28 protein-coding genes and 1 pseudogene are annotated in these 22598 nt (G+C 71.8%); 19 read left to right on the forward strand and 10 right to left on the reverse strand.

Features of this window, described 5'->3' with window-relative positions:
• Positions 1-62 precede the first annotated feature (62 nt).
• From ACLBYB_RS03890 to ruvA, 8 genes and pseudogenes are all read right to left on the reverse strand, one after another.
• Positions 63-464, reverse strand: a complete 402-nt coding sequence (locus ACLBYB_RS03890; protein WP_447698141.1) for a ribosomal maturation YjgA family protein — start codon at positions 462-464, stop codon at positions 63-65.
• Positions 453-1382: pseudogene (locus tag ACLBYB_RS03895) on the reverse strand (DUF817 domain-containing protein); the annotation flags it as partial. The gene ACLBYB_RS03890 and the pseudogene ACLBYB_RS03895, both read right to left, overlap by 12 nt.
• A gap of 52 nt (positions 1383-1434) precedes the next feature.
• Positions 1435-2082, reverse strand: a complete 648-nt coding sequence (locus ACLBYB_RS03900) for an alpha-ketoglutarate-dependent dioxygenase AlkB (RefSeq protein WP_447697916.1) — start codon at positions 2080-2082, stop codon at positions 1435-1437.
• Positions 2083-2721: a 2,3-bisphosphoglycerate-dependent phosphoglycerate mutase gene (locus ACLBYB_RS03905; RefSeq protein ID WP_447698142.1), complete on the reverse strand. Its 639-nt coding sequence runs from the start codon at positions 2719-2721 to the stop codon at positions 2083-2085.
• A gap of 17 nt (positions 2722-2738) precedes the next feature.
• The gene (gene dapB, locus ACLBYB_RS03910; protein ID WP_447697917.1) at positions 2739-3536 is read right to left on the reverse strand and encodes a 4-hydroxy-tetrahydrodipicolinate reductase; all 798 of its coding nucleotides are present in this window, start codon (positions 3534-3536) and stop codon (positions 2739-2741) included.
• Positions 3537-3655: 119 nt separating this feature from the next.
• Positions 3656-4153 carry a bacterioferritin gene (gene bfr / locus ACLBYB_RS03915; protein ID WP_012317139.1) on the reverse strand — a complete coding sequence of 166 codons (498 nt, stop codon included), beginning with the start codon at positions 4151-4153 and terminating at the stop codon, positions 3656-3658.
• Positions 4154-4197: 44 nt separating this feature from the next.
• Positions 4198-4470 (reverse strand): (2Fe-2S)-binding protein, encoded by a 273-nt coding sequence (locus ACLBYB_RS03920; protein WP_083916283.1) that lies wholly within the window; start codon positions 4468-4470, stop codon positions 4198-4200.
• Between the two features lie 193 nt (positions 4471-4663).
• A complete protein-coding gene (ruvA, locus tag ACLBYB_RS03925) occupies positions 4664-5281 on the reverse strand; it encodes a Holliday junction branch migration protein RuvA (RefSeq protein ID WP_020091486.1) in 618 nt (205 codons plus the stop codon).
• A 131-nt stretch (positions 5282-5412) separates the two neighbouring features.
• Here ruvA and ACLBYB_RS03930 point away from each other — a divergent pair, with 131 nt between their 5' ends.
• From ACLBYB_RS03930 to ACLBYB_RS04005, 16 genes are all read left to right on the forward strand, one after another.
• Complete coding sequence (locus ACLBYB_RS03930) at positions 5413-6045, forward strand: YceI family protein (protein ID WP_447697918.1); 633 nt, start codon at positions 5413-5415, stop codon at positions 6043-6045.
• 208 nt (positions 6046-6253) lie between these two features.
• A complete protein-coding gene (locus ACLBYB_RS03935) occupies positions 6254-6658 on the forward strand; it encodes a hypothetical protein (protein ID WP_447697919.1) in 405 nt (134 codons plus the stop codon).
• A gap of 189 nt (positions 6659-6847) precedes the next feature.
• Complete coding sequence (gene rplU, locus ACLBYB_RS03940; protein ID WP_010683509.1) at positions 6848-7162, forward strand: 50S ribosomal protein L21; 315 nt, start codon at positions 6848-6850, stop codon at positions 7160-7162.
• A gap of 84 nt (positions 7163-7246) precedes the next feature.
• On the forward strand, positions 7247-7513 hold the full coding sequence (rpmA, locus tag ACLBYB_RS03945; protein ID WP_012317134.1) for a 50S ribosomal protein L27: 267 nt from the start codon (positions 7247-7249) through the stop codon (positions 7511-7513).
• Positions 7514-7699: 186 nt separating this feature from the next.
• Positions 7700-8296 carry a GNAT family N-acetyltransferase gene (locus ACLBYB_RS03950; RefSeq protein WP_447697920.1) on the forward strand — a complete coding sequence of 199 codons (597 nt, stop codon included), beginning with the start codon at positions 7700-7702 and terminating at the stop codon, positions 8294-8296.
• An 88-nt stretch (positions 8297-8384) separates the two neighbouring features.
• Complete coding sequence (gene obgE / locus ACLBYB_RS03955) at positions 8385-9413, forward strand: GTPase ObgE (RefSeq protein WP_447697921.1); 1029 nt, start codon at positions 8385-8387, stop codon at positions 9411-9413.
• A gap of 70 nt (positions 9414-9483) precedes the next feature.
• Complete coding sequence (proB, locus tag ACLBYB_RS03960) at positions 9484-10599, forward strand: glutamate 5-kinase (RefSeq protein WP_100250928.1); 1116 nt, start codon at positions 9484-9486, stop codon at positions 10597-10599.
• Between the two features lie 159 nt (positions 10600-10758).
• Complete coding sequence (locus ACLBYB_RS03965; protein ID WP_447697922.1) at positions 10759-12057, forward strand: glutamate-5-semialdehyde dehydrogenase; 1299 nt, start codon at positions 10759-10761, stop codon at positions 12055-12057.
• A 19-nt stretch (positions 12058-12076) separates the two neighbouring features.
• The gene (locus ACLBYB_RS03970) at positions 12077-12736 is read left to right on the forward strand and encodes a nicotinate-nucleotide adenylyltransferase (protein ID WP_447697923.1); all 660 of its coding nucleotides are present in this window, start codon (positions 12077-12079) and stop codon (positions 12734-12736) included.
• Positions 12737-12811: 75 nt separating this feature from the next.
• A complete protein-coding gene (rsfS, locus tag ACLBYB_RS03975; protein ID WP_081636441.1) occupies positions 12812-13198 on the forward strand; it encodes a ribosome silencing factor in 387 nt (128 codons plus the stop codon).
• Between the two features lie 15 nt (positions 13199-13213).
• The gene (gene rlmH / locus ACLBYB_RS03980) at positions 13214-13708 is read left to right on the forward strand and encodes a 23S rRNA (pseudouridine(1915)-N(3))-methyltransferase RlmH (RefSeq protein WP_020091477.1); all 495 of its coding nucleotides are present in this window, start codon (positions 13214-13216) and stop codon (positions 13706-13708) included.
• Between the two features lie 12 nt (positions 13709-13720).
• Entirely contained in the window at positions 13721-15076 is a 1356-nt protein-coding gene (locus tag ACLBYB_RS03985) for a murein hydrolase activator EnvC family protein (protein ID WP_447697924.1), read from the forward strand.
• On the forward strand, positions 15076-16413 hold the full coding sequence (locus ACLBYB_RS03990; protein ID WP_020091475.1) for a S41 family peptidase: 1338 nt from the start codon (positions 15076-15078) through the stop codon (positions 16411-16413). The genes ACLBYB_RS03985 and ACLBYB_RS03990 overlap by 1 nt, the downstream gene beginning before the upstream one ends.
• A gap of 175 nt (positions 16414-16588) precedes the next feature.
• A complete protein-coding gene (locus ACLBYB_RS03995) occupies positions 16589-17824 on the forward strand; it encodes a divergent polysaccharide deacetylase family protein (protein WP_447697925.1) in 1236 nt (411 codons plus the stop codon).
• Between the two features lie 94 nt (positions 17825-17918).
• Entirely contained in the window at positions 17919-18473 is a 555-nt protein-coding gene (locus ACLBYB_RS04000) for an RNA pyrophosphohydrolase (RefSeq protein WP_447697926.1), read from the forward strand.
• A 24-nt stretch (positions 18474-18497) separates the two neighbouring features.
• On the forward strand, positions 18498-19127 hold the full coding sequence (locus ACLBYB_RS04005) for a DUF2939 domain-containing protein (RefSeq protein ID WP_020091472.1): 630 nt from the start codon (positions 18498-18500) through the stop codon (positions 19125-19127).
• 29 nt (positions 19128-19156) lie between these two features.
• Here ACLBYB_RS04005 and ACLBYB_RS04010 read toward each other — a convergent pair whose 3' ends face one another.
• A complete protein-coding gene (locus tag ACLBYB_RS04010; protein WP_447697927.1) occupies positions 19157-19543 on the reverse strand; it encodes a photosystem reaction center subunit H in 387 nt (128 codons plus the stop codon).
• Between the two features lie 24 nt (positions 19544-19567).
• A complete protein-coding gene (locus tag ACLBYB_RS04015) occupies positions 19568-19999 on the reverse strand; it encodes a response regulator (RefSeq protein WP_447697928.1) in 432 nt (143 codons plus the stop codon).
• Positions 20000-20206: 207 nt separating this feature from the next.
• On the opposite strand from ACLBYB_RS04015, the gene ACLBYB_RS04020 reads away from it, so the two are divergent.
• The 3 genes from ACLBYB_RS04020 (at position 20207) to ACLBYB_RS04030 (ending at position 22509) form a co-directional block, all read left to right on the forward strand.
• Entirely contained in the window at positions 20207-20881 is a 675-nt protein-coding gene (locus tag ACLBYB_RS04020) for a YoaK family protein (protein WP_447697929.1), read from the forward strand.
• Complete coding sequence (locus tag ACLBYB_RS04025) at positions 20878-21891, forward strand: WD40 repeat domain-containing protein (RefSeq protein ID WP_447697930.1); 1014 nt, start codon at positions 20878-20880, stop codon at positions 21889-21891. The genes ACLBYB_RS04020 and ACLBYB_RS04025 overlap by 4 nt, the downstream gene beginning before the upstream one ends.
• 93 nt (positions 21892-21984) lie before the next feature.
• Positions 21985-22509, forward strand: a complete 525-nt coding sequence (locus ACLBYB_RS04030) for a DUF2937 family protein (protein ID WP_447697931.1) — start codon at positions 21985-21987, stop codon at positions 22507-22509.
• The last annotated feature ends 89 nt before the right edge of the window (positions 22510-22598 follow it).

A 22598-nucleotide genomic window follows, 5' to 3' on the forward strand; every position in this document is an offset into this window, starting at 1 on the left:
TCCTGGTGGACCCAACTTTGGGTTAGTCCGCACCCGATGGGTCTGCCGGGCGACCTGTTCTGTCAAGCCGGCAACGCGGCGCGCCTGCGTTCACGATGAAGGGAAAGCGCGAGCGCGGCGGCGGCGCCGATCCCGACGCCGTAGGCGAGGAGATTCCACGGCGAGAAGATGGAGCCGAGGAGGAGCTGACCCGGCAGGGTCGTCCGGAAGGCGTCGAGGGCCGGCGTGTGGACGAGCCGGCTGCTCTCGATGAGCGCGGCGGCCGCGAAGGCGGCGATCAGGCAGGCACGCAGGCCCCAGCTGCCGGGTCGCAGGCCCGCGACCAGAAGGAACAGCATCGCCCCCCACAGGATCCCGCCGCCGTAATGGTGGATCGCGAGCGGCAGGCCCCAGGGCGGCACGCGCAGCAGCAGGCCGAGGGCGATCACCGCGGCCACGAGGCCGAGATGGGTCGCGCGGGCCATCGGCAGCTCCCGACGCGCGGGCGCGGCCGGCACGGCCGGCCAGGTCGCGATGCCGTTCACCCGCGCGACCAGCGTGTAGGACACGATCATCAGCAGGAACCAGGACGAGAGCTTGGCAACCGGGACGATGGACCAGTGCTGCCGCTGGTTCGGGTAGAGCCACGTGCCGGACAGCGTGCCGAGATTCTCGGCGAACCAGATGAACAGCGCGACGAGCAGCAGGCCAAGCAGGAGCGGCATGGTGCGGTGCTCCCGCCAGACCTTGAAGTACACGGTCGCGGGGGCGAAGGCCGCGACCGCGACCGCGATGAGTCCGAAACGCAGGTCGATGCCGCGATGATCGATGAGGAAATTGACGTAGATCGCCACCGACAAGACCGCGAGAAGGCGCAGGCTCGGGTGCCGCGTGAACCGGAAATCGAACAGGCGCCAGACGCGGGCGAGGTAGCTGCCGACCGCCGCGTACATGAAGCCCGTGAACAGCGGGACGCCGCCGAGCCGGAACAGGTTCGCCTCCGGGTAGACCCAGCTGCCGATCGCGGTCTTGTGGATCTCCATGGCCGTGCCGATGACGTGGAAGACCAGGATCACCCGGGCCTCCGACCACGTCTCCATCCGCAGCCGCAGCATCGCGACCTGGAGCACGAGGGCGGCGAGGAACAGCGCGTCGTACCGGGCGACGGGCGCGTGGGCCGGCCAGACGAGGCGCGTGCCGAGCATGAGCGCCAGGAGCAGGCCGCCGAACAGGCAGGCCCAGCCCTGCTTGAGCCCGAACCGGACGAACTCGTAGAGCCCGGCCGTGACGCGCCCGCGCGCCAGGGCCGCCTCCTGGAGGCGGGCCTCGGCCGCGACGAAGCCGGCGAGCGCCGGCCACTGCGCCGCCGCGCTGACGCGCCCGCCGGGGATCGCCGGCGGCATCGCGGTCGGCACCGGCTCTAGGTCCCGCTCGCGCGTCATGGCGTGTCGCGCATCATGGCGTGGCCGGCACCGTGACGCGTCGCAGGGTGAGATTGCAGCGGCCGCCCGGCGGCAGGAACCCGGGCCCGTCGGCCGCTTCCAGCAGGTCGCCGTCCGGGTAGAGCCGGTCGATGCCGTGGAAGACGAGCCGCGAGGCGCCACCCATCACCAGTGCGTCGCCGGCCTGCAGCCGGACCGAGCGGGTCGGGTCGGACCGGCTCGGGCCGCCGTAGCGGAACAGGGCGGCCGCGCCGAGGGACAGCGACACGACCGGCGCGGCGAGATCCGCCTCGTCGCGGTCCTGGTGGAGGCCCATGCGGGTCCCCGGCGCGTAGATGTTGATGAGGCAGGCTTCCGGCGGAGCCGGATAGGCCGCCAGCGTCTCCCAGGCCGCGCGGGCGGTCGGCGGCAGGGCCGGCCAGGGTCGACCGGTCTCGGGATGGTGCGGCTGGTAGCGGTAGCCCGCGCCGTCGGAGACCCAGCCGAGGGGTCCGGCATTCGACATCCGCACCGAGAACGGCTTGCCGGTGCGGGGCATGCGCGGCGTCACGGGCGGCGCCTCGGCGAGAACCGCGGCGATCTCCGCGGCGAGCCGCGCGCGGGCCGCCGCGTCGAGGAAGCCCGGATGGTGGATCAGGCCCGGTGCGAGTTCCGTCGCCACTCAGCGGTCCGCGTCGACGACCTGCTCCAGCACGGTCTTGGAGGCGACCGTGGTGTCGGTGTTCAGGCGGTAGACCAGCGGCACGCCGGTCCGGATCTGGAGATCGGGCACCTGCGCCTCGGTCAATCCGTCGAGGACCATCACCAGGGCGCGGAGCGAGTTCCCGTGGGCCGCCACCAGGACCCGCTGGCCGGCCATCACGCGCGGCAGGATCGTCGCGACGTAGCAGGGCAGAACCCGCGCGGCCGTGTCCTTCAGGCTCTCGCCGCCGGGCGGCCGCACGTCGTAGCCCCGGCGCCAGGCGTGGACCTGCGCGTCGCCCCAGCGGGCGCGGGCCTCGTCCTTGTTGAGGCCGGAGAGGTCGCCGTAATCGCGCTCGTTGAGGGCGCGCGCGCGCAGGACCGGGATCTCGGACAGGCCCATCTCCTCGAGGATCAGCGCGCAGGTCCGCTGCGCGCGGACCAGCTCGGAGGTGAAGGCCACGTCGAACCTGTAGCCGTCCCTCTTGAGGCCGCGCCCGGCGGCCCGGGCCTCGGCGACGCCGCGCTCGGTGAGGTCCGGGTCGCGCCAGCCGGTGAACAGGTTCTGCAGGTTCCACTCGCTCTGGCCGTGCCGGACGAGGACGAGGAGCCGCTCCATCGCCGTCGCGCCGCCGGTCACAGGCCGAGCACGTCGGTCATGGTGTAGAGCCCCGGCGGCTTGGGATGCGCCCAGAGCGCGGCCTTGACGGCGCCCGTGGCGAACAGGCCCCGGTCGGCCGCGTGGTGACTGATCGTCAGGCTCTCGCCGGTGCCGGCGAAGATCACGCTGTGGTCGCCGACGACGCTGCCGCCCCGCAGGGTGGCGAAGCCGATATCGCCGGGCCGGCGGGCGCCGGTATGCCCGTCCCGGGTCGAGACCCGGACCGCCTTCAGGTCGACGCCGCGGCCGTCCGCGGCGGCCTCGCCGAGCATCAGCGCGGTACCGGAGGGGGCGTCCACCTTCATGCGGTGGTGCATCTCGGCGATCTCGATGTCGAACTCGTCGCCCAGGGCCTTGGCGACCCGCCGGACCAGGGCGGCCATCAGGTTGATGCCGAGCGACATGTTGCCCGACTGCACGATGCGGGCGTGGTACGAGGCCGCCTTCAGCTTGGCGAAATCGTCCTCCGAGAGGCCGGTCGTGCCGACGACGTGGACGATGCGCGCCTGGGCGGCGAGCTCGGCGAAGGCGACCGTGGCGGCCGGCGCGGTGAAGTCGAGGACGCCGTCGGCGCCCGCGAAGGCCGTGAGGGCGTCGTCGGTGACGGGAACGTCGAGGGGCGGCAGCCCGGCGAGGACGCCGGCGTCCTGGCCGAGCGCCGGCGAGCCGTCGCGCTCGATCGCCGCTGAGAGCGTGCAGCCCTCGGCCTGCGCCACCGCGCGGATCAGCATCCGCCCCATGCGCCCGTCGGCGCCGACCACCACGAGCCGCATCCCGTTCCCCAGCTTGCCGTCTCAGGCGGGCAGGAACGCGGCCGCGCCGGCCCCGCCCCTGCCCGCATCGCTGTCCGGGTCCCCGCTCCGCCGCGCGGGCGGCGGGAGCCCGGGCGCTCTCACTCCTTCTCGGGGGCGATCTGCTCGAGGCCGCCGATATGCTTCTGCGCGTAGAGCGGCAGGCCGATCTGCTTGATCAGCTCCAGCTGGGTCTCGAGGAAGTCGATGTGCCCCTCCTCGTCCTCGGCCAGATCCTCGAAGAGGCGCTTCGACACGCGGTCGTTGATCGAATCGCAGTACTTCGCGGCCTCGAGGTAGAGGCTGCGGGCCTCGTTCTCGGCGGCGAGATCGGATTCCAGGATCTCCTGGACGTTCTGGCCGATCCGCAGCGGGTCGAGCTCCTGCAGGTTCGGGAACCCGTCGAGGAACAGGATCCGGTCGATGAACCGGTCGGCGTGGTTCATCTCCTCGATCGATTCCTTGCGCCAGAACTTCGCCAGCTCGACGTAGCCCCAGTCATTGAGCATGCGGAAATGCAGCCAGTACTGGCTGACGGCCGTCAGCTCGCTGCGCAGGCCGCGATTCAGATACTCGATGACCTTGGTGTCGCCCTTCATGCCCCCGTACTCCTTACCGTGCTCTCAGGCGGGGGGTAGAAGCATCAGGCCGCGACTCCCTCATCCGCAGTTTGGAATTTCACCAAACTACAGGCGCTCGCGCAAGCCGTCGTGCAAGCATGGCTGCTCTCCGCCGCCGCGGCCTCGCCCAGCGCGGTCTGCATGATCGCGCGGATCGTGCGGGCACAGCGCCCGCATTTCGGGCTGCAGCCGAGGCAGGCGTAGACCTGCGCGGGCGTGCGCGGGCAGCCGGGTCCGGGGGCCAGGCAGCCGCGCACGGCGCCGTCCGATAAGACGTTACAAGAACAGACGATCATGCGCGCCGCAAATCCCGTCATCCCCGTGCCCGCCGCGGTCGTCGACGACCGTCCCGAGCACCCGCTCCAGTTTAGAAGAGTTGAAAAGTAGCAGGCTTTTCAATGTCTTACTGGTTGCGGTCGACATGGCACCGCGGGTCGCGCAGGTCAAGGGCGCGCGATCTGACTGCGCCCCAACTGTCAGGTCGGGCCGTCAGCGGGCGAGTTCGCGCAGGCCGAGCCGGATGAGCACTTTGGCCTCGGCGCCCTCCCCCGCACCCTTGAGCGCGGCCGCGATGGCGGCGGCGGCCTGGACCTGCGGGTAGCCGAGATTGACCAGGGCCGAGACGGCGTCCGCCACCGGCTGCGGGGCGGCGCCCTCCTCAACGGCGCCCGCGAGGGCGACCAGCGCGGGATCGACGGGCGCGAAGGCCGGGGCCTTGTCCTTGAGCTCGGCGGCGAGCCGGGCGGCGAGGCGCGGCCCGACGCCCGGGGCTCGGCTGATCGAGCCCTTGTCGCCGGTGGCGATGGCGCTCGCCAGCGCCTCGGGCTCCAGCACCGACAGAACGCCGAGCGCCACCCGCGCGCCGACGCCCTGGACGGTCTGGAGCAGGCGGAACCACTCGCGCTCGGCGTCCGAGCGGAAGCCGTAGAGGCGGATCATGTCCTCGCGGACGTGGGTCTCGATCGACAGCGCCGCGGGCTCGCCGACCTTGGGCATGCGCTGCAAAGTCCGCGCCGAGCAGTGAACGATGTAGCCGACCCCCGACACGTCGAGGATCACGAAATCCTCGCCGAACGAGTCCACGACGCCCTTGAGCTTGCCGATCATGCCACGCCTGCCGCTACCTCGGCTTGCCTACAGAACCGCGGCGGCCTTCGCCAGACGTGCTTGAGCGCGCAGGGAGATCATGAAATCACGGGCCCGCGCCGGCCGAGCTTGGCCGGTCACGGGGGGATGACATGCGCGCGCCACTTCTTGTCCTGATCGGCCTGCTCTGCGCCGGCCCGGCCCGGGCGGCGGACAACCCGGCGGCCCCGCCCGCACCGGTCGCGCCGAGCGCGGATCCGACGCAGGTCCGGCCCGGCAGCTACGTCCTCGATCCGGATCACGGCAAGGTCACGTGGTCGGTCTCGCATCTCGGCTACTCGACCTATTACGGCCAGTTCACCGGCCTGAGCGGCACGCTCCAGCTCGACCCGAAGGCGCCCGAGAAGAGCCGCCTCGAGGTGACCGTGCCGCTCGGCGGCGTCATCACCGGCAGCACCCGTCTGAACGAGCACCTCGCGGCCCCGGATTTCTTCGACACGGCCAAGTTCCCGTCCGCCACCTTCACCGCCACCAAGGTCGAGCCCACCAGCCCGACCACCGCGCGGATCACCGGCGACCTCAACCTGCGGGGGACGGTCCGGCCGTTCGCGATCGACGCCACCTTCAACCAGGCCGGCATCCACCCTGTGGACCAGCGCTACACCGTGGGCTTCGACGGGCGCGCGATCGTCAAGCGCTCTGATTTCGGCATCAACGCCTACCTGCCGCAGCTCGGCGACGAGGTGAGCCTGCGCATCGAGGGCGAGTTCAAGGCCGCGCCCTGACGGCCGGTCCGTCTGCCAACCGCGCGCCGACCGCGCGCCGACGCGGCGGGTGACGCCCCGTCGCCGGACGTGTAGTCAGCCGCCGTCGCGGCGTCGCGGCGAGGGGCGCACCCAAGGGAACGCGCGTCTCCCGGTCGGCGCCCCGCATCGTCGCGAAGGTGCGGGCGCGCCACCGCGCCGATCGATGCTTACCCTGGAGGTCTCAGCCGTGTGGCGTGTCGGTGTCCCCACCCTTGCCCTGACGCTAGCCCTGACGCTGAATCTCGCGGGGACGGCCGCCGCGCAGGTGCCCGCCGCGCCGGCCAATCCGGCCGCGCCGGCCTCGGCCCTCGACAATTACGCCTCGGCGGCGGCCACGACCATCATCGCCGAGCAGGCCTGCCCGGGCGTGCAGGTCCGGGCCGGCCAGCTGACGACGCTCCGCCTCGCGGCACGCGTCAATGCCGGCCAGGAGGCGATCCTGGAGGAGAAGCTGCGCACCCGCGCCACGCAGGTGCGCCAGCAGCTCGCCGCCGACGGCCGGGAGACGTGGTGCGCGCAGGCCCTCGCCGCCTTCGGCCCGGCGGGCAGCGTCGCGAAGGGCATCCTGGCGACCGGCGCGCCGATCCGGTGACACCGCCCGGCAGGCCGCCGCGGATTGACACGGCGCCGCCGCGCCCGTACTGACCCCGCATGGCGCGCGGCCTCAGCTGGGGTCCGCGCGTTTCGCGTTGTCCGGGCCGAACGCCCGTTCAATGACTTCAAACAAGAAGCCGGTCCAGGGGCAGCCGCCCCGGAGGCCGTTCGAGAACACGAGAGAACGATGTTCGCAGTCATCAAGACGGGCGGTAAGCAGTACCGCGTCGCCGCCAACGACACCATCACCATCGCCTCCCTGGCGGGCGAGGCCGGCGAGGCCGTGACCTTCGGCGAGGTCCTCCTGTTCGCCGACGGCGCGGGCGCGACCCAGGTCGGCGCCCCGACCCTGTCGGGCATCAGCGTCACGGGCGAGATCGTGCGCCACGGCCGCGACAAGAAGGTCATCGCCTTCAAGAAGCGCCGCCGGCAGAACTCCCGCCGCAAGCGCGGCCATCGCCAGGACCACACGGTCGTGCGCATCACCGGCATTTCGGCCTGACGCACGCCAGACGCTGGGCGCGTACGGTCCTGAGGGACCGATCCGCGACCGCATCCACGCCACTCAGAATTCGGAGCTCATCCCATGGCACACAAGAAGGCTGGCGGCTCGTCCCGCAACGGTCGCGACTCGGAAGGCCGGCGCCTCGGCGTCAAGAAGTTCGGCTCGGAGGCCGTTATTCCGGGCAACATCATCGTGCGTCAGCGCGGCACCAAATGGCATCCCGGCGCCAATGTCGGCATGGGTAAGGACCACACGATCTTCGCGCTGGTACCGGGCCATGTCCGCTTCGAGACGCGCCGCGGGCGCGCCTTCGTAGGTGTTACCCCGCTGGCCGAGGCCGCGGAATAAGAGGCGGGCGCCCTGAGTGGCGAAGCTGGCGTCCCGCCCGGTGTCCCACACCGGACCGGAGACGTCGTTGCCGAGCCCCTGACGGGCCAGGTCGGACGGAACACCGGGGAGGATGGGACGCCATCCTCCCCTTCGTCGTCTTGAGGCGGTGCCCCGGAGCCGGGAACGCCGCCCTGCGAGGGCACGATGTTCCCCGATCTGACCCGTGATGACGTTTTCCGGATCGAGACGCGGCGGCTGTGGCTGCGCTGGCCGACCGCCAAGGACAGGGACGCGATCCTGAAGCTGGCTGGCGACCCGTCGGTCGCCGCGATGCTGGCGCGGGTGCCGCACCCGCTCCCGGCCCCGGAGGTGGACGCGTTCCTACTGCAGGCGCGCTCGCGGAACGCCGCCGGTTCGGCGCTCACGCTCGCCCTCGCGCCCCGGGCGGCGCCGGGCAGCCTCATCGGTGTCGTCAGCATCGAGGGGCGGACCGACGGACCGCCGGAACTCGGCTACTGGCTCGGGCAGCCCTACTGGGGCAGCGGCCTGATGGCCGAGGCCGTGACGGCCCTGTGCCACGCGTTCTTCGCCTATACGGGCGGGACGGAACTCGCCGCCTCGGCCCGCACGGTCAACCCGGCGTCCCGGCGCGTGCTGGAGACCTGCGGCTTCGCGCAGGCCGGCAGCGCGATCCGGCCCTTCCCGGCGCGCGGCGCGGACCTTCCGGTCGATCTCTTCAGCCTCGACCGGCAGCGCTGGCAGACTCCGCCGTCGGAGCCGGCGATGACGCGGGCCGCCTGAGGCGGCCCCGCGGCGCCGGACTGGCCGGCGGCCGCCGACAGGGTGATGGTGCGGGTCGCGAATCCGCACCCGACAAAGGATTCAGGTCGTGAAGTTCCTCGACGAAGCCAAGGTCTATGTCCGCTCCGGTGATGGCGGTCCCGGCTGCGTCTCGTTCCGGCGCGAGAAGTTCATCGAGTTCGGTGGACCGAACGGCGGTGACGGCGGCCGCGGCGGCGACGTCTGGGTCGAGTGTGTCGAGGGTCTCAACACCCTGATCGACTACCGCTACCAGCAGCACTTCAAGGCCAAGAAGGGCGAGCACGGCATGGGCTCGAACTGCCACGGCGCCAACGGCGCCGACACAGTCCTGAAGGTCCCGGCCGGCACGCAGATCTTCTCCGAGGACGGCGAGACGTTGCTCGCCGACCTGACCGAGGTCGGCCAGAAGATCCGCCTCGCCAAGGGCGGCAACGGCGGCTTCGGCAACGCCTACTTCACGACCTCCACGAACCGGGCCCCGAAACACGCCAATCCCGGCCTGGAAGGCCAGGAGATGTGGATCTGGCTGCGGCTCAAGCTGATCGCTGATGCCGGACTCGTCGGGCTCCCGAATGCCGGCAAGTCGACCTTCCTGGCGAGCGTCACCGCGGCGAAGCCGAAGATCGCCGACTACCCGTTCACGACCCTGCATCCCGGCCTCGGCGTGGTTCGCTCGGACGGGCGCGAGTTCGTGCTCGCCGACATCCCGGGCCTGATCGAGGGCGCCCACGAAGGCGTCGGCCTCGGCGACAAGTTCCTCGCCCATGTCGAGCGCTGCCGGGTGCTGCTGCACCTCGTGGACGGCACGAGCGAGCATGCGGGCAAGACCTACAAGCTGGTTCGCGGCGAGATCGAGGCCTACGGCAACGGCCTCGCGGAGAAGCCCGAGGTCGTGGCGCTCTCGAAGGCCGACGCGCTCGACGCCGACACGCTCAAGAGCCAGGTGGCCAAGCTGAAGCGCGCCGCCGGGCGCGCGCCACTTGTCCTGTCCTCGGCGAGCCGCAAGGGCGTCCCCGAGGCGCTGCGCGCGCTGCAGGCCGAGATCGATGCCAGCGCCGAGGCAGAGCGGAAGCCGGCGGCCGCCTGGCAGCCGTAGCCCTCGACCGACTGTTCAAAGGGCGGGTCTTGGTTCACACCCGCCCCGAACGCGCCGTCCCGCAAGAATCATGATCCCTGCCCTCGAAGAATTCCGCCGCGTGGTCATCAAGGTCGGCTCAGCCCTGCTGGTCGACCGCAGTGCCGGCCGCCTCCGCCACGCTTGGCTCGCCGCGCTGGCCGAGGACATCGCGGAGCTGCACGGGCGCGGCGTCGACGTTCTGGTCGTGTCCTCGGGCAGCATCGCCCTCGGCCGGACGGTGCTGGGCCTGCCGCCCGGCGTCCTGCGCCTGGAGGAGAGCCAGGGCGCGGCCTCGGTGGGGCAGATCACGCTGGCGCGCCACTGGGCCGAGGCGCTGGGCCATCACGGCATCGTCGCCGGCCAGATCCTCGTGACGCCGCAGGATACCGAGGAGCGCCGCCGCTACCTCAACGCCCGCGCCACCGTGCTGAAACTCCTGGAGATGCGCGCGGTGCCGGTCGTGAACGAGAACGACACGGTGGCGACCTCGGAGATCCGCTACGGCGACAACGACCGGCTCGCCGCCCGGGTCGCCACCATGATCGACGCCGACGTGCTGGTGCTGTTCTCGGACATCGACGGCCTCTACACGGCGCCGCCCCAGAGCGATCCGGAGGCCCGCCACCTCGCCGTGGTCGACCGGATCACTCCCGAGATCGAGGCGATGGCCGGCGGCCCGGCCTCCGAGCTGTCGCGGGGCGGCATGCGCACCAAGGTCGAGGCCGCCAAGATCGCGGCCTCGGGCGGCACGCACCTGGTCATCGCGGACGGGCGCGGGAAGAACCCGCTGAAGGCCGTGCGGGACGGCGCGCGCTGCACGTGGTTCCTCTCGGGGTCCACGCCCACGGCCGCCCGGAAGACCTGGATCGCCGGCTCGCTGGAGCCGCGCGGCACCCTGACGATCGACGCGGGCGCCGAGCAGGCGCTCCGGAGCGGGGCCAGCCTGCTTCCCGTGGGCGTGCGGGCGATCGAGGGCAGCTTCTCCCGCGGCGACGCCGTGATGATCCGCGATCCTGAGGGCCGGATCCTCGGCCGCGGTCTGGTGGCCTATGACAGCGCCGAGGCCGCGCTGATCATCGGTCATCCGAGCGCGCGCATTCCGGAACTGCTCAATTATCCCGGTCGCGCCTGGATGGTGCACCGCGATGACTTGGCACTATTCTAGAAATCGTCGACACAAGCTAATCTATTTACAATTTTTGTCTCGATGATCGCCACCGTTCCCGGCCCGGCACTCTTGTCGAGACGGCGTTCGATGTGCAAATACGGCGCTCTCCCCCCGTCCGGGCCGCGCGCGCGGCCGTCGACAACCGAGGACGCCAGCGTGCCCGTCCTGAACCTGAGATCGGACTTCGCCGAGGCCGGCGCCCTTCCGGAGCAGATGGCGGCGATCGGCCGCCGCGCCCGGGCGGCGGCGCGGCGCATGGCGCTGGCCTCGGCGCGGACGAAGGACGTCGCGCTCAAGCTGATCGCCGAGCGGATCCGCGCGAGCCGCGACGAGATCCTGGGCGAGAACGCCCGGGACGTGGCCGCCGCCCGGAGCGCGGGCCAGACCGCCGCGCTGATCGACCGTCTCACGCTCGACCCCGGGCGCCTCGCGGCCATCGCGGACGCGGTCGAGAAGGTCGGGTCGCTCGCCGACCCGGTCGGGCGCCAGCTCGCCGCGATCGAGCGGCCGAACGGCCTGCTGATCGAGCGCATCGCGGTGCCGCTCGGCGTCGTCGGCGTCATCTTCGAGGCGCGCCCCAACGTGACGGCGGATGCCGGCGCGCTCTGCCTCAAGGCCGGCAACGCGGCGATCCTCCGGGCCGGCTCGGACAGCCATCGCAGCGCAATGGCGATCGCGAAGGCGATGAGCCGCGGGCTCGCCGATGCGGGCCTGCCGGAGGACGCGATCCAGCTGGTGCCCACCCGCGACCGCGCCGCGGTCGGGCTGATGCTCGCGGGCCTCGACGGCTGCGTCGACGTGATCGTCCCGCGCGGCGGCCGCGGCCTCGTGGAGCGCGTCCAGGCCGAGGCGCGCGTGCCGGTCTTCGCCCATCTCGACGGTATCAACCACGTCTACGTCGCCGCGGCGGCGGACCTCGACATGGCCCGCACCGTGCTGCTCAACAGCAAGATGCGCCGCACCAGCGTCTGCGGCGCCGCCGAGACCCTGCTGGTCGACCGCGCCTGCGCGGCGACGCATCTCGCGCCGCTGGTCCAGGCCCTGCTCGACGCCGGCTGCGCCGTCCGGGGCGATGCCGCGACCCGCGCGGTCGATCCCCGGGTGACGGACGCTTCCGAGCAGGACTGGCACACCGAGTACCTCGACGCGATCATCGCGGTGCGGGTGGTGGACGGGATCGAGGCCGCCATCGAGCACATTGAGACCTACGGCTCGCATCACACCGACGCGATCATCACCGACAACGACGCCGAGGCGACCCGTTTCCTGGCCGAGGTCGACTCGGCGATCGTCACCCACAACGCCTCCACGCAGTTCGCCGACGGCGGCGAGTTCGGCTTCGGGGCCGAGATCGGCATCGCCACGGGGCGGATGCACGCGCGCGGGCCGGTGGGCGTCGAGCAGCTGACCACGTTCAAGTACCGGGTCCACGGCAGCGGCCAGATCCGTCCGTGACGCGCACTGACGGTTCGGCGTGCGGCTGACCCTGCCGCCGAGCGCTCCCGGCATGCGGATCGGCCTCTACGGCGGATCCTTCAATCCCGCCCATCTGGGCCACCGGCACGTGACGCTCGCGGCCCTGCGTCGGCTCGGGCTCGACCGGGTCTGGTGGCTGGTGAGCCCGGGAAACCCGCTCAAGAGCCGGAGCGCCCTGCCCACCGTCGCGGCGCGGTGCGCCCAGGCGCGCGGGGTCGCCCGGCACCCGCGGATCGCCGTGACCGGGATCGAGGCCGCGCTCGGCGTCCGCTTCACCGTGCAGACGCTGCGCTTCCTCACGCGCCGGTGCCCGGGCGTTCACTTCGTCTGGGTCATGGGAGCCGATTCCCTCGGGACCTTCCATCGCTGGAAGGGCTTCGCCGAGATCGCCCGCCTCGTGCCGATCGCCGTCATCGACCGGCCCGGCTTCACCATGACGCCGCTGAATGCCCGCGCGGCACGGCGCCTCGCCGGTGCCCGGGTCCCCGAGGCGGCGGCGTCGACGCTCGCGCTGCGGTCGCCGCCGGCCTGGATGTTCCTGCACGGGCCGCGCTCGACCCTGTCGTCCACGCAGATCCGCGCGCGCACGGGTCGGGGGACGGCGCCGCCGAAGCCTGCGCGGTTGCAATCGCGGCCCGATACCGCCAATTTCACCTGATCCCGCAAGGCCCGACGTCGCCGTGCGGCAGAACGAGGAACCAGGACTCTGCCCGAAACCAGTCACACGGAGACGATCCGAACCCCCGTCCAGGCCCCGGTCGAAGCCGGTCAGGCGCGCTCGGACGACCTAAAGGCGCTCGCCCTCGAATGCCTCGACGACATGAAGGCCGAGGAGACGATCGCGATCGATCTGGCCGGCAAGACCTCGCTCGCCGACACGATGATCATCACGTCGGGTCGCTCGCAGCGTCACGTCGGCTCGATCGCCGACAAGATCATCCAGGAGATGAAGAATCGTGGCTACGGCAACGCCCGGGTCGAGGGCATGCCGGCCTGCGACTGGGTGCTGATCGACGCCGGCGACGTGCTGGTGCACATCTTCCGCCCCGAGGTCCGCGGCTTCTACAACCTCGAGAAGATGTGGGGCGCCGACCGCCCCGTCGGGATCGCGGCCGGCTAGGCCGGATCCGAATCCGTGCGCCTGGTCCTGGCCGCGGTCGGACGGCTGAAAGCCGGGCCGGAGCGCGAACTCGCGTCACGATATCGCGACCGCGCCGCGCAGCTCGGACGCGGCCTCGGCTTCCCGTCCTGCGACAGCGTCGAGATCCCGGAATCCCGCGCCCGTCGCGCCCCGGACCGGTGCGTCGAGGAGGCGGCGGCGCTCGCGACCCATCTGCCCGCGGGCGGTGTCCTCGTCGCCTATGACGAGCGCGGTCGGGCCGATCTCGCCAGCGAGGCCATGGCCGAGCGCGTCGCCGCCTGGCGCGACGCGGCACGGCCGGCCCTGGTCGTGGTGATCGGCGGCCCGGACGGGCTGGACGCCTCAATTCGGACGCGCGCGGAGCTGATCCTGTCGTTCGGGGCCGCCACCCTGCCCCACGGACTCGTTCGCGTGCTCGCCCTCGAACAACTCTATCGCAGCCTCACCATCCTGGCCGGTCACCCGTACCATCGCGGTGAGGCGGGCTGAGCGGCCGTGAGGATGTCCGAGCCCGAGTCGAAGCCTGTGTCGCGGCGCGCGCGCGCGGCACTCGCCCTGCTGGCCGCGCTGTCGATCACTGTCGCCGCGCGCGCCGAGACCCCGAAGCCCACGGATCCCGAGGCGATCCAGCGGGCCAACGAGGAGCGGGAGCGCCGGGCCGAGAACCTGAAGCGCGTGCAGGACGCCCTCGCCGCCAGCGCCGGACAGCGCGCGCAGTTCGAGGCGGAGATCGCGGCGATCGGGTCCGACCGCGCGAAGCTCGACACCGCCCTCCTCGACGCGAATCGACAGGCGCAGGCGACAGAAGACCGCCTCAGCCGCCTGGAGGAGCGCCTGAAGGCGATGAGCGAGAGCGAGGCCGCGATCCGGCACTCGCTGCAGGGTCGGCGCGGCATCGTCGCCGAGATCCTGGCGGCGCTCCAGCGGATGGGCCGCCGCCCGCCGCCGGCGGTGCTGGTGAGCCCCGAGGACGTGCTGGCCGCGATCCGGACCTCGATGCTGCTCGGTGCCGTGGTGCCGGAACTGCGCGGCGAGGTGGACACGCTCGCGGCCGATCTCGCGGAAATGATCAGGCTGCGCGGTTTGATCGCGCAGGACAAGGAAGGCCTCTCGAACGACCTTGCCGGCTGGGCGCGCGAGCAGCAGCGCCTGCAGGCCCTGGTCGCCGCCCGGCGCGCGCGGCAGGCGGAGGTGGAGAGCGGCCTCACGGCCGAGCGGCGCCGCGCCACCGAGCTCGGCGCGCAGGCCAAGAACCTGAAGGACCTGCTCGACCGCACGGAAGCCGAGGTCGCCGCGGCGAAGCGCTCCGCCGAGGAGGCCAAGGCCGCCGCGGAGCGCGAGGTGCGCATCACGCAAGAGCGGTTCGCCGCGGCCGGCTTCCGCGATCCGGCGCGGCTCGCCCCCAAGGTGCATTTCGCCGAGGCGCGGGGCGAAGTGCCGCGGCCGGTGAGCGGACGCGTCGCACGAGGCTTCAACCAGCCCGACGGCAACGGCGGGACGACCCGCGGCGTGTCGTTCACGACCCGCCCGAAGGCGTCGGTCTCGTCCCCGGCCGACGGCTGGGTGCAGTTCGCCGGGCCGTTTCGGTCCTATGGCCAACTCTTGATCATCAACGCGGGCGACGGCTACTATCTTCTGCTCGCGGGGATGGACCAGATCAGCGTCGAGGTCGGTCAGTTCGTGCTCGCGGGCGAACCGGTCGGCAGCATGGGCGACAGGGGTGCGGGTCCCGGCGGGTCCGAGGGTGATCCCACGCTCTACGTCGAGTTCAAGAAGGACGGCGGCTCCATCGATCCGGAGCCGTGGTGGGCGAAGAGCCCGAATAATACGGTACTTGGCGAGAAGGTTCGCGGCTGATGCGCAAGACTTCCCTGATCATGCTCGGCGCCTTCCTCGGTGCCGGAACGTCCATGGTGGCGACCCAGACCGACTTCCTGTCGGGTCCGCGGGCCGTGGCCGCCTCGGCCGAGACCTACCGCCAGCTCAGCCTGTTCGGCGACGTCTTCGAGAAGGTCCGCACCGACTACGTCGAGAAGCCGGACGAGTCGAAGATGATCGAGGCGGCCGTCAACGGCATGCTGACGTCGCTCGACCCGCACTCGAGCTACATGGACGCCAAGGCGTTCCGCGACATGCAGACCACCACCCGCGGCGAGTTCGGCGGCCTCGGCATCGAGGTCACGATGGAGGACGGCCTGATCAAGGTCGTCACGCCGATCGACGACACCCCGGCGGCGAAGGCGGGCCTGCTTGCGAACGACATCATCACGCAGATCGATGACGACCAGGTCCAGGGCCTCACTCTGAACCAGGCGGTCGACAAGATGCGCGGCCCGGTCAACTCGAGCGTCAAGCTCAAGATCAGCCGCAAGGAGTCGAAGGACCCGATCGACGTCACGCTCACCCGCGACGTGATCAAGATCAAGCCGGTGCGCTCGAAGATCGAGGGCGGCGACGTTGCCTACATCCGCCTGACCCAGTTCAACGAGCAAACCTTCGACGGGATGCGGGCCGCCATCGACAAGCTCACGGGCGAGATCGGTGCCGACAAGATCAAGGGCTACATCGTCGACCTGCGCAACAACCCGGGCGGGCTGCTCGATCAGGCCGTGATGGTCTCCGACGCCTTCCTCGATCGCGGCGAGATCGTCTCGACCCGCGGCCGCAACCCAGACGAGACGCAGCGGTTCTCGGCCAAGGCCGGCGATCTGACCAAGGGCAAGCCCATAGTGGTGCTGGTCAACGGCGGTTCCGCCTCGGCCTCCGAGATCGTGGCCGGCGCCCTTCAGGATCACAAGCGCGCGACCATCATGGGCACGCGCTCCTTCGGCAAGGGCTCGGTCCAGTCGATCATCCCCCTCGGCGGCTCCGGCGCCCTCCGGCTCACCACGGCGCGCTACTACACGCCGTCGGGCCGCTCGATCCAGGCCAAGGGCATCGAGCCGGACGTCGAGGTCACGCAGGACGTGCCGGACGAGCTCAAGGGCAAGGACGAGACCAAGGGTGAGGCCGGGCTGAAGGGCCACCTGAAGCAGAAGGACACCGACGAGCGCGGCGGATCCTCCGCCTACGTCCCGCCGGATCCGGCCAAGGACAAGCAGCTGATCTCGGCCGTCGACTTCCTCCACGGCATCCAGAAGGGCGCCGCCAACGGCACGCCCGCGCAGCAGCAGAAGCCGAGCCTGCCGAACTGATCGCGCGCTAAGGCCGCGCCGCTCTGACCCGATCCCGTCCGGCCTCCCGCCGGGCGGGATTTCCCGTTCTGGGACCGGGCATTAGCGGAACGTTAACCATACCCGGCCGCAATGGATGCGAGGGTTGGGACCGCGCCGACCGGCGCAGGAACCGCGATCCCGTATCGAGAGCCGCTTGACCGAGTCCACCGACGATATCCTCACGCGCCCCCTCGGGGTGCCGGAGGCGGCGCCGGAGCAGCCCGCAGGCCGGATCGGACGGCTGATCGCGGCTGCCCGCAGGCCCCGGGTCGCGGCCGCGGCGCTCGCGGCCGGCTTCGCGGTGGCGGCCGGCCTCGTGCTCGCGCTGGGCGACCCCCACGGCGGTGAGCCCCGCGTGCAGGTGGCGATCGCGATGCGCGAACCCGCGGCCCGTCCGGCCGCACAGGCCCCAGTCGCCCAGCAGCCCCAGGTCATCACCACGGCGCCGGGAACGGCGCCCCTCCAGCGCAGCGCCGAGGAGGTCGAGACCGCGTCCGGCGTGACGGTCGTGCGCCCGGCCGGCAGCGGGCCGAGCGAGGCGGTGGTGATCCGCGTGCCGCCGCCGAGCGCCCCCCGTCTCGCCCAGGCTCCCGACCCGCGGATCAGCGAGGCGGGCCGCCACGGTCTCATGCCGAAGCTCGGCGAAGGCCGCATCCGCGCCCTCGACGTCTACGCCCGGACCGAGGAGGCCGGCAGCGGGCCGCGCATCGCGATCGTGGTGACCGGTCTCGGCGTCGGTCAGGCCGCGACCGCGGGCGCCACCGCGCGCCTGCCCGCCGCCGTGAGCCTCGCCTTCCTGCCCTACGGGGGCGAGGCCGAGCGCGCCGCGGCGCGCGCGCGGGATGCCGGCCACGAGATCTTCCTGCAACTCCCGATGGAACCCTTCGACTATCCCGACAGCGATCCGGGTCCGCAGACGCTGCTGACCGCGCTGCGGGGACCGGAGAACGCGGACCGCCTCGCCTGGGCGATGAGCCGCTTCCCGGGCTACGTCGGCGCGGTGAACTTCATGGGCTCCAAGCTGATGGCCGACGCGGCTTTCGAGCCGGTCCTGCGCGAGATCGGCGCCCGCGGTCTCGGGTTCCTCGATGACGGCACGGCCCCGAAACCCGCGGCGGCGCCCGCCAACAAGGGCAAGACGCCGGTGGCCCGTGCCGAGATCGTATTGGACGCCACGCCGCGCGCCGACGCGATCGACGCCGCGCTCGCCCAGGCCGAGGCCCGGGCCCGCGCCAACGGCTTCGCCCTGGTCTCGGCGACCGGGACACCGCTGAGCATCGATCGGATCGCCCGCTGGGCGAAGGAGATCGACTCGCGCGGGCTGCGCCTCGTGCCGGCGAGCGTGGCGCTGCGGGGCGCCCGCGACAAGCGGGTCTCGACTGCCGATTGAGCGTGTCCGTGTCCAAAGTCAGCGCAAGTAGATCCGGCGCCTTCCGGGCCGGTGAAGACTTGGTCGACGTTGCCGCCTCGCCTCCCCCTGACCTATGGTCGCCGCGATGGTAACGGATTCCGACCCGGGCATCGCCCTGCCCTACCGCCCCTGCGTGGGCATCGCCCTGATCGCGCCGTCCGGCGGCGTCTTCGTCGGGCGTCGCAGAAAGGATGCCGGTCCCGAGCACGTCGACGGTCCGCACATGTGGCAGATGCCGCAGGGCGGCATCGATCCCGGCGAGGACGCGGAGGCCGCCGCCCGCCGCGAGCTCTACGAGGAAACCAACGTTCCGCCCGAGGCCGTGAAGCTCCTGGCCGAAATTCCGGGCTGGCTCCCCTACGATCTGCCGCCGGCGGTGATGAAGCAGGCTTGGAAGGGCCGCTACCGCGGACAGACGCAGAAATGGTTCGCCTACGGCTTCGTCGGCAGCGAGGATCTGATCGACGTGCTCCGGCCCGGCGGCGGCGCCCACAAGGCGGAGTTCGACGCCTGGCGGTGGGCGCGATTTTCCGAGCTTCCGGACCTGATCGTTCCCTTCAAGCGGCCGGTCTACGAGCGCGTCGTGGCCGCCTTCGCCGGCCTCGATCGATGGGCGGCGCGGTCATGACCGCGCGGACGGGGCGCTGAGGCCGTGCGCTGGCTCGCGGTCCCGGTCGCCCTCGCCCTGGCGTGGCTCGCCTTCACGATGAGCCCGCTCTGGTCGCTCTACGACCTGGCGCAGGCGGTGCGCCGGCACGATGCCGCCTATGTCGAGAGCCACGTGAACTTCCGGACGCTGCGCCTGTCACTCGTCCGGCAGATCACCGCCGCGATGCGCGCGGCGTCCGAGACCGATCCCGACCTCGAGCCCCGCGACCGCCAGCGTCTCAACGACGCCGCCTACGGCCTCGCCCTGGCGCTCGCCGAGACGATGGTGACGCCGGAGACGGTGATGGACCTGCTGGCCAACGGCTGGCCCGACAAGCTCGACCTCGAGCGCCCGGCCGGCACACGGCCGGAGGGGCTGGTCATCCGCGGCCTCGGGCGGCTCATGCCGTACTACGCGGCCCTGGAGATGCGCGGCTTCCGCGCGGTCGTGATCCCGATCCCGCCGGAAGGGTCACGCGCCGAGCGCACGCGGATCCGGCTGCGGCTGCGCGGCCTGAGCTGGCGCCTGGTGGATATCGAGATGGCGGAGATGCTGCGCGCGCAGATCGCCGCCAAGCTCAGCCGCGCCCTGGCACGCGCCAAGATCGGAGCCAGTGCCGGCGAGGAGCGCTGAGGCGGCGCGGCGGCCCGGACGGCGAGGCGCTATTTCGCCTTCGGCCCGCCCGGCGCGTTCTTGGGCTCGCCCGCCGCGGCCTTGGGCTCGCGCGCCTCGATCAGGTCCTCGGCCTTCTCCTCGTCGGTGTCGCCGCTCTGCTCGATGGTCTTGCCTGGATTAGCCAGCAGGGAGCGCACGATCCCCAGCAGGACCTCGCACTCGCCGGGGAACTTGTAGCTCTCGAGGACGATCGCGGCGTCGCGCAGGGTCCGCAGATCGCGCACCAGCTGGGCGTTGGCGTCCTCACGCAGCTCGCTCTTCTTGGCGATCGCCTCCTCGATCTGCGCACCCTTCACGTCGCAGGCGGCCCGGGCCGGCGATGCGGCGACCGCGGCGGCGAGGGCGAGGCCGATTGCGGGAAGAGAGCGCCACATGGCGGGTATCCTCGAAGATCCAGTTCAGAACGTGTGAACGGGCGCGGTGCGCAGGACGTCCTGCGTCAGCGCCACGAGCTGGCTCGGGCGGTACGGCTTCGGCACGAATACCGAGCCCGGAACGGCCTCGCAGCCTGCCAGGGAAGCCCGCCCCCCGGAGGTGTAGACGACCGGGAGGTCGGGCGAGATCTGGCGGGCGCAACGGGCCAGCGAAAGGCCGTCCGTGTTGCGGGCCAGATCGATATCGGTGAAGAGCAGGTCGACGCTCTCCCGGGCCAGGATCGCCTCGGCTTCCCAGGCATCCGCGGCGGTGAGCACCCGGTAGCCCTCTTCGAGGAGCGCCTCGGCGGCCAGCTCGCACACGGTCGGCTCATCCTCGACGACCAGGATCGTGGCGGCGCCCCGGTCCGGAACGGGCAGGGTCGGGCAGACGAACGCGGCGGCGAACGGAACCATGACGCAACTCCCACTCACCCGGCGGGGGCACGGTGTTCCCGAGCCGGATCGCTGGGGCAACGACCCCTTCCGACGCGGCGTTCACCGTGTTTGCATCGAATTGCTCGGGTTTGGTGAGCGGCGCGTTAACCGCGGCCCGTCACCCCTGAACGAAGGCGTCCGAATGGTTAACAGAGCGTTACCGATCTGCGACCGCGGGGCCGAACCGTGAACCGCCCGGCTCAGTTGGGTGTCGGCCTGCTCCTTACCGGTATGGCCGGCTACGTCGACGCCCTCGGCTTCGTACGGCTCGGCGGCCTCTACACATCCTTCATGAGCGGCAACACCACGCAGCTCGCCGTTCTCGGCGCCCAGGTCGAGCTGCACCACATGATACTCCCGGCGATCCTGATCCTGGCGTTCCTGACGGGATCGGTCCTCGGGAGCGGGCTGGCGATCCTGGTGCCGCCGCGCTGGGCGACGCCGGCGGTCCTCGCCTACGAGTCGCTCCTGATCCTCGCCGGTCTGGGGCTCGGACTCCAGTCGCCCGAACTCGGCGTCGCGGCCTTCTTCGTCGCCTTGGCGATGGGATCCCAGAACGCGGTCCTGGCGCAGGTGAAGGGCTTCCGGGCCGGCACCACCTTCGTCACCGGCGCGCTGTTCAGCCTGGGCCAGAAGATCGCGCAGGCCCTGACCCGCACCGGAGATCCGCTCGGCTGGCTCGGCGACGCCTCCGTCTGGATCTCGCTGCTGTTCGGCGCCTACCTGGGCGCGCGGGCCTACGAGCAATTCGGTCTCTACGCGCTGATCGCCCCGGCGGCGATCTCGGGTGGCCTGGCGTTGATTACCGCGATCCTGGTCTTGCGCACCGCGCCGCCGGCCGCAAATGTCCCCCCGACATGAGCAGCCCCGTCAGCAACCCGTCCCTCACCAGTCACGTCGCCGCGCTGGAGCCCGGCGAGCACGTGCTCGCCGCGCATTTCCTGAAGGACGTGCCGGCCCTGGCGCTCAGCGACGGCACGGTCGCGCTGGTGCGGGAGGACGGGATCACCCGCGTCACCGCCCATCCCGACAGCGGGATCCTCGTCGCGGCCGGCGGAGTCGACCGGCTGCTCACCGGGGGCGACGACGGCCGCGTGGTGGCGATCCGCGCCGACGGCGCGATGGAGCAGCTCGGCCTCGCCAAGGGCGGCGCCTGGACCGACGCGCTCGCCGCCCATCCCGACGGCGCGGTGGCGTGGTCGGCCGGCCGGACCGTCGTGGCCCGCGACGCGAAGGGCCGCGAGAAGACCTTCGAGGCGCCGTCCTCCGCCCGCGGCCTCGTCTTCGCGCCCAAGGGCTACCGGCTCGGCGTCGCCCACTACAACGGCGTGAGCCTCTGGTATCCCAATCTGGAGACGCCGGCCGAGGTGATCACCTGGAAGGGCTCGCATATCGACGTTACGTGGTCGCCGGACGGGCGCTTCGTGGTGTCGACCATGCAGGAGAACAGCCTGCACGGCTGGCGCCTCCAGCCGGATCGCGGGCACATGCGGATGTCGGGCTATCCCGGCAAGGTCCGCTCGATGTCGTGGTCGTTCGACGGGAACTGGCTCGCCACCAGCGGGGCCGAGGCGGCGATCGTGTGGCCCTTCGATTCCAAGGAAGGTCCGACCGGCAAGGCCCCGCGGGAATGCGGCGTCCGCCCGGCCCGTGTCTCCCGCGTGGCGTTCCACCCGAAGGCGCCGGTCCTGGCCATGGGCTACGAGGACGGCTGCATCCTGCTCGTCCGCTTCACCGACGCGGCCGAGTTGCTGGTGCGACCGGCCGTCCAGGGGAGCGGCGTCACGGCGCTCGGCTGGGACGCGCGCGGCGGCCGCCTGCTGTTCGGCTGCGCCGACGGCAAGGCCGGCCTCCTCACGCTGCCGGGCTGAGACGCCGGGTCAGGGGTCGTCGCACCCGCGGCTGGAACCACCGCCCCGCGCATGCTCTTTGTCGGGGGTCGATTCCCCCGTCGGAGGCCAGGCATGTTTCGCGTGTTCCGCACCTTCGGCCTCGCCCTCGGCCTGCTCGGAGGCGTGGTCGCCGCGCAGGCCCCGGAATTCGCGCAGCAATACGCGCAGCGCCTTGGGGGGGCCGCGGACGAGCTGCGTCGGCAGGTGGCGGTCCTCGAATCCGACGCGCAGGCGTCCGGGACGACGCGCGAGGGCGCCGTCGACCGGCTGCGCGCCAACCCGGACCAGCTCGTCGCCCGCCGCGGCGAGGCCGCGCGGGCCGACATCGCCCGTCTCGCCCGCCTCAGCGCCCAGCAGCAGGCCCTGAGTGCGGCGACGAGCCCACTCGGGCGCGTGGTGGCGATGCTCCGCGATCCCGACGTGCCGGTGGCCGAGGCCGCCTATCACGACTTCAGCCCGGCTGTGCCCACGAACGCCGACGGCTTGGCCGCGGGTCTGATCGGATTCTTCGTCGCGTGGGGCGGCTGGCGCGTCGCGTCGGATGTCGGCCGGCGGGCCGCACGCCGGCGCCCGCGGGAGACCGCGACCGTCGCCTGAGCGCCGTTCGCGCGGGCCAGACTGTGGCGCAACGTCTACAGCAGCTTGCGCGAGCCTTGCGTATCGAGCAGGGATCCGGCCGTCCCGGT

The organism is Methylobacterium sp. D54C, from assembly GCF_053345595.1.

Excerpts from the sequence above, each read along its gene's own strand:
- ACLBYB_RS04015 (WP_447697928.1), bottom strand. The coding sequence starts at position 19,999 with ATGGTTCCGTTCGCCGCCGCGTTCGTCTGCCCGACCCTGCCCGTTCCG.
- ACLBYB_RS03950 (WP_447697920.1), top strand. The coding sequence starts at position 7,700 with ATGTTCCCCGATCTGACCCGTGATGACGTTTTCCGGATCGAGACGCGG.
- rpmA (WP_012317134.1), top strand. The coding sequence starts at position 7,247 with ATGGCACACAAGAAGGCTGGCGGCTCGTCCCGCAACGGTCGCGACTCG.
- ACLBYB_RS03990 (WP_020091475.1), top strand. The coding sequence starts at position 15,076 with ATGCGCAAGACTTCCCTGATCATGCTCGGCGCCTTCCTCGGTGCCGGA.
- ACLBYB_RS04025 (WP_447697930.1), top strand. The coding sequence starts at position 20,878 with ATGAGCAGCCCCGTCAGCAACCCGTCCCTCACCAGTCACGTCGCCGCG.
- ACLBYB_RS03905 (WP_447698142.1), bottom strand. The coding sequence starts at position 2,721 with ATGGAGCGGCTCCTCGTCCTCGTCCGGCACGGCCAGAGCGAGTGGAAC.
- ACLBYB_RS03985 (WP_447697924.1), top strand. The coding sequence starts at position 13,721 with ATGTCCGAGCCCGAGTCGAAGCCTGTGTCGCGGCGCGCGCGCGCGGCA.
- ACLBYB_RS03930 (WP_447697918.1), top strand. The coding sequence starts at position 5,413 with ATGCGCGCGCCACTTCTTGTCCTGATCGGCCTGCTCTGCGCCGGCCCG.
- ruvA (WP_020091486.1), bottom strand. The coding sequence starts at position 5,281 with ATGATCGGCAAGCTCAAGGGCGTCGTGGACTCGTTCGGCGAGGATTTC.
- ACLBYB_RS03920 (WP_083916283.1), bottom strand. The coding sequence starts at position 4,470 with ATGATCGTCTGTTCTTGTAACGTCTTATCGGACGGCGCCGTGCGCGGC.
- dapB (WP_447697917.1), bottom strand. The coding sequence starts at position 3,536 with ATGCGGCTCGTGGTGGTCGGCGCCGACGGGCGCATGGGGCGGATGCTG.
- rplU (WP_010683509.1), top strand. The coding sequence starts at position 6,848 with ATGTTCGCAGTCATCAAGACGGGCGGTAAGCAGTACCGCGTCGCCGCC.
- ACLBYB_RS04000 (WP_447697926.1), top strand. The coding sequence starts at position 17,919 with ATGGTCGCCGCGATGGTAACGGATTCCGACCCGGGCATCGCCCTGCCC.
- ACLBYB_RS04030 (WP_447697931.1), top strand. The coding sequence starts at position 21,985 with ATGTTTCGCGTGTTCCGCACCTTCGGCCTCGCCCTCGGCCTGCTCGGA.
- proB (WP_100250928.1), top strand. The coding sequence starts at position 9,484 with ATGATCCCTGCCCTCGAAGAATTCCGCCGCGTGGTCATCAAGGTCGGC.
- ACLBYB_RS03890 (WP_447698141.1), bottom strand. The coding sequence starts at position 464 with ATGGCCCGCGCGACCCATCTCGGCCTCGTGGCCGCGGTGATCGCCCTC.
- bfr (WP_012317139.1), bottom strand. The coding sequence starts at position 4,153 with ATGAAGGGCGACACCAAGGTCATCGAGTATCTGAATCGCGGCCTGCGC.
- ACLBYB_RS04010 (WP_447697927.1), bottom strand. The coding sequence starts at position 19,543 with ATGTGGCGCTCTCTTCCCGCAATCGGCCTCGCCCTCGCCGCCGCGGTC.